Genomic DNA, 4,104 nt, shown 5'->3' on the forward strand with positions numbered 1-4,104 from the left:
ACAGGTCGCCGGCAATCTCGAGCGAGCGCTTGACGATGTCATTCGGCGCCATGTCCGTGTGCGCCAGCAGCGCGCGCGCCGCGGCGCTGGCGAAGGAGCCGCCCGAGCCGATCGCCACGATGCCGTATTCCGGCTCGAGCACGTCGCCGTTGCCGGTGATGATCAGCGACGACTCATGGTCGGCGACCGCGAGCATCGCCTCGAGCCGGCGCAGGACGCGGTCGGTGCGCCAGTCCTTGGTCAGCTCGATGGCCGAGCGGACGAGGTTGCCCTGGTGCTTGTCGAGCTTGGCCTCGAAGCGCTCGAAGAGTGTGAAGGCGTCGGCGGTGGCGCCGGCGAAGCCGGCGAGAACGCGATCGTGGTGCAGCCGGCGCACCTTGCGCGCGGTCGCCTTGACGACGATGTTTCCGAGCGTGACCTGACCATCGCCGCCGAGGGCGACGGTCCGTCCGCGGCGGACGCTGACGATCGTCGTCCCGTGGTAGTTTTCCATCGCCGCAGATTGTGCCGCGACCTGCCGAACGCAAGCCTGGCCGACGCGCGAAGCCCTAGACCGTTCGCACCTTCACCGTGGCGTGTTCGTTGATGCCCATGGCACCGAAGAAGAGCGCGACCATCCGGTGCGCCTCGACGAAGCGCACGGTGCGGTTCTCGGTGCGGCGCGCCAGGACCCAGTTGAGCAGGTCGCCGGCGGCGATGAAGTCGACCCGGATCAGCCGGGCGCACGAGACGTTGACGATCTTCGAGGAGGCCAGCTGGACGTCCATCTTGCGAAGCGTCGGACCGATGTCGCCGACGAGCTGCCCGGAGAGCTCGACCGTGCCGACCTCGACCAGCGCTGCATCTTCGGTGATCTGCGACTCCTGGAAGCTGGTCGACACATCGCTGATCATCGACAGCGGGGGCTGCGTCGTCGCCGTGTTCGAGCCGGTGATGCGGACCACGCAACGCGCCGGCTCCCACGATGGCGGCGACACTTCATAGGTGACGCAGTAGTCGATCGCCGCCTCGTCGAACTGGTCGGCCCGGTTGGCCATCCGCAGGGCGTCGAGGCGAAGCTGCCAGAACGCCGGGTCGGCGTCGCGAACGCCGTTCGGCGCCGCTTCCTGGATGACGGTGAAGAGCCGCTCGCCGGAGAGCCAGCGCATGTCGAGGTCCTGCGGGATCCAGGTGCGGAAGAGCTCGGACAGGCGGCCGCTCGCCTCCACGTCGAGGGTCTGCAGGGCGCTCCAGTCGAACACCCACGGCAGCGGCATCTGCAGCGAGAGCGATGCGAGCTTGGCGACCTCGTCGGCGTCGAGGTAGCTCGGGCAGGCCCAGCCGACCTGGGCGTCGATGCCGGCGCTGCTGGGCCGATCGTCGCTGACCGCGTCGGCGACCAGCTTGGGCATCGAGAACCACTGCGGAGCCGACCAGCCGAACTGCTGGGCGTAGTCGAGGGCCAGGCTCTCGAACTTCTGCTGCTGACCGATGGCCCGGTACAGGTCGAAGACGACCAGCCAGGTCTCGGCATGCTGGGCCCGCGACCCGCCGGGCCGGGTCAGGGCGACGAGGGACTCCTCGCACTGCTCGAAGTCGGCGTTGGCGAAGGCGATCACCGCCTCGTCGAGATCGGGGTCGTGCGCGACCTCGGTGTTGGACGCTGCGAAAGCCTTGCCGAAGGCCTCGGCACCGGGCATCTCGAGGTGGATCGGCGCCAGCGAAGCGGGCCGGGAGGGAGCCGCTGGGCCGGCCTTGACCGCGGGCGCTGCGGGGGCCTCGATCGGAGCCGGAACGACGAATTCGATGGTGCCGCCGCCGCGCCCGTTGACTGCGGGCGCGGCCGCCGCTGCCGGTGCGGGCAGCGGCCGGCCGCTGCCGTCCATCAGGGCCGGCTGCGTGGGTGCGTTGTAGAACTCGGGGGTGCGGCGCTGGGTGGTGGCGTAGTTCTCGCCCACCATCTGCTGCTCGATCTCGTCGATCTTGGCCTTGACGCCGGCGTCCTGGCGGACCGGCTGGTCGGAGATGCGGGGCTGGGAGTCGTCGATGCGCGAGGAACCGCCGAGGGCGGCGAGCTGCTCGCCGGTCAGGCCTTCGCGGCGGACCTTGCGCAGCATGTCGAACTCGCGCTTGCGGACGAAGTCGTTGCGCCTCTTGCGCTCGATCATCGCCTTGAGCTCGCCCTTGGCGTAGTCGCTCTCGCGCGTGTCCTCGATCGGTGCGTCGAGCTCGGCCCATTCCGTGGACGGGTTGGCCACGAACTTGACCACTTTCCTGAAGAAGCTCGTCGTGTCTTTCTGTTCCGCCATCAGATGGTCCCTGAGCGGAGCGGCCCGGCCCCCACAACGGGGCGCGGGTCCGGGTGAGGGCACGCCACCCTCACGCTGCGCGACTCAATCGCCGAACATCTTCTGCTTCAGCTCGCGTCGTTGCTGCGCTTCGAGCGAGAGTGTAGCGGTGGGGCGGGCGATCAAACGGCCGAGCCCGATGGGTTCGCCGGTTTCGTCACAGAAACCGTACTCGCCCGACTCGATCCTGCCGAGCGACTGCGAAATCTTCTTCAGAAGCTTGCGTTCGCGGTCTCGCGTGCGCAACTCGAGGGCGTGCTCTTCCTCGATCGTGGCCCGGTCGGCGGGGTCGGGAACGATGGACGTGTCCTCGCGCAGGTGCTCGGTCGTCTCGCCCGCGTTGCTGAGCAGGTCGTCCTTGAGCGCCTGCAGCTTGGAGCGGAAGAACTCGAGCTGCTTCTCGTTCATGTACTCCGACTCCGGCATGGCCATGACCTCTTCGTCGGTCAGGTCCTTGCCGGCCTTGCTCTTCCAGGCGTTGGCCAGCTTGGGGTCGGCCTTGTGCGCCTGGCGTGGCGTGTCGCTGTCCAATTTCGTCATCTGTCGCGTCGGCGGCCGAGGCGGTGCGAACCGGTCGGCGAATCGTGAGGTCGGCGCCGGCAAGGGAGCTTGCACCGGCGCCACGAAATACTTCGGTGTGCCGCGACCCGGCTTGCGGGGCACGACGCCGGGCGGCATGGCAACCGGCGCGCCCAAGACCTGCACGCCGGCCGCTGCCGGGGATCGGGCTGCTGCAGGTGCCGGTGCCAGTGCAGGCTTGGGCGACGGGCGCGGCGCTGTGGACGCATGCGGCGCCGCCTTGCCAGCGGGCTTCGGAGCAGGCTTGGCCGCGGTCTTCTTTTCCGCTTCGGGCTTGCTCTTGCTCGCCGGTGCGGCCTTCTGCGCGACGGCCTTCTTGGCCGCGACGCCCCGGGCTGCTGCCGCCGGCAGCGGCGCGGGCTTCTTCTTGGCGGCGGTGGCACTCTTTGCGGGCGCCTTGGCCTTGACCGGCGCTGTCTTTCCGGCAGGAGCTTTCGTGCTTTTCTTCTTGAGAGCTGATGTGGTCACGGGTTCTCCTCGAAACGGTGATGCCATCCTCGTGTGCGAGGTGCGCTGGGGAAGGCGTTCCCGTTTTGGCCGCCGCGGATTGTAGTCACCCCGACGCGTGCCGCCGGGGCAGTTTTCACGCGGCAGGCCGCCTCAGACCAGGCATTGCTCCAGCCCCTGCTGGAGGATGTCCTTCGGCAGGTCGATGCCGATGAAGACGAGCTTGCTCTGCTTCTTCTCGCCCGGCACCCACTTCGGGCCGAGGTCGCTGCCCATCAGCTGGTGCACGCCCTGGAAGATCACCTTGCGGTCGGCACCCTTCATGTGCAGCACGCCCTTGTAGCGAAGCATCTTGGGCCCGTAGACCTGGACGATGGAGCCGAGGAAGTCTTCGAGCCGGCCGGCATCGAAGGCCTTGTCGGCACGGAAGACGAAGGACTTCACGTCGTCGTCGTGCGCGTGATGGTGCGGGTGGTCGCAGTGCTCGCCGTGTTCGTGGTCATGGTCGTGCTCATGGCCATGGTCGTGGCCGTGCTCGTCGGCCTTCAGGAAATCGGGGTCGATGTCGAGCTTGGCGTTGAGGTTGAAGCCCTTCAGGTCGAACACCGAAGCGAGCGGCACCGAGCCGAAGTTGACGCGGGTCTGCGGCGCGCGCGGGTTCATGTGCTTGACGCGGTGGATCAGGGCCTCGACCGTCTCGTCGTCGACGAGGTCGGTCTTGCTAATGAAGATCTGGTCGGCGAAGCCGATC

General features: G+C 68.1%; 5 protein-coding genes. 1 reads left to right on the plus strand and 4 read right to left on the minus strand.

Going from position 1 to position 4,104, the window contains the following annotated elements; translation table 11 throughout:
• From hslV to dksA, 3 genes are all read right to left on the minus strand, one after another.
• Positions 1-493 (minus strand): ATP-dependent protease subunit HslV (hslV, locus tag AC30N0_RS00655; RefSeq protein ID WP_489516016.1); only part of this gene is annotated, 493 nt, incomplete at its 3' end.
• A gap of 55 nt (positions 494-548) precedes the next feature.
• Positions 549-2,288: a hypothetical protein gene (locus AC30N0_RS00660; RefSeq protein WP_489516017.1), complete on the minus strand. Its 1,740-nt coding sequence runs from the start codon at positions 2,286-2,288 to the stop codon at positions 549-551.
• Positions 2,289-2,372: 84 nt separating this feature from the next.
• Positions 2,373-2,867, minus strand: a complete 495-nt coding sequence (gene dksA, locus AC30N0_RS00665; protein ID WP_489516018.1) for an RNA polymerase-binding protein DksA — start codon at positions 2,865-2,867, stop codon at positions 2,373-2,375.
• Positions 2,868-3,150: 283 nt separating this feature from the next.
• On the opposite strand from dksA, the gene AC30N0_RS00670 reads away from it, so the two are divergent.
• Positions 3,151-3,459, plus strand: coding sequence for a hypothetical protein (locus AC30N0_RS00670; RefSeq protein ID WP_489516019.1), 309 nt, complete (start codon positions 3,151-3,153; stop codon positions 3,457-3,459).
• 47 nt (positions 3,460-3,506) lie between these two features.
• Here the strand turns inward: AC30N0_RS00670 and AC30N0_RS00675 are convergent.
• Positions 3,507-4,104, minus strand: a 598-nt coding sequence (locus tag AC30N0_RS00675) for a CobW family GTP-binding protein (protein WP_489516020.1), incomplete at its 5' end; no start/stop codon positions are given.

The organism is Rhizobacter sp. (assembly GCF_031412495.1).
Lineage (GTDB): Bacteria > Pseudomonadota > Gammaproteobacteria > Burkholderiales > Burkholderiaceae_C > Schlegelella_A.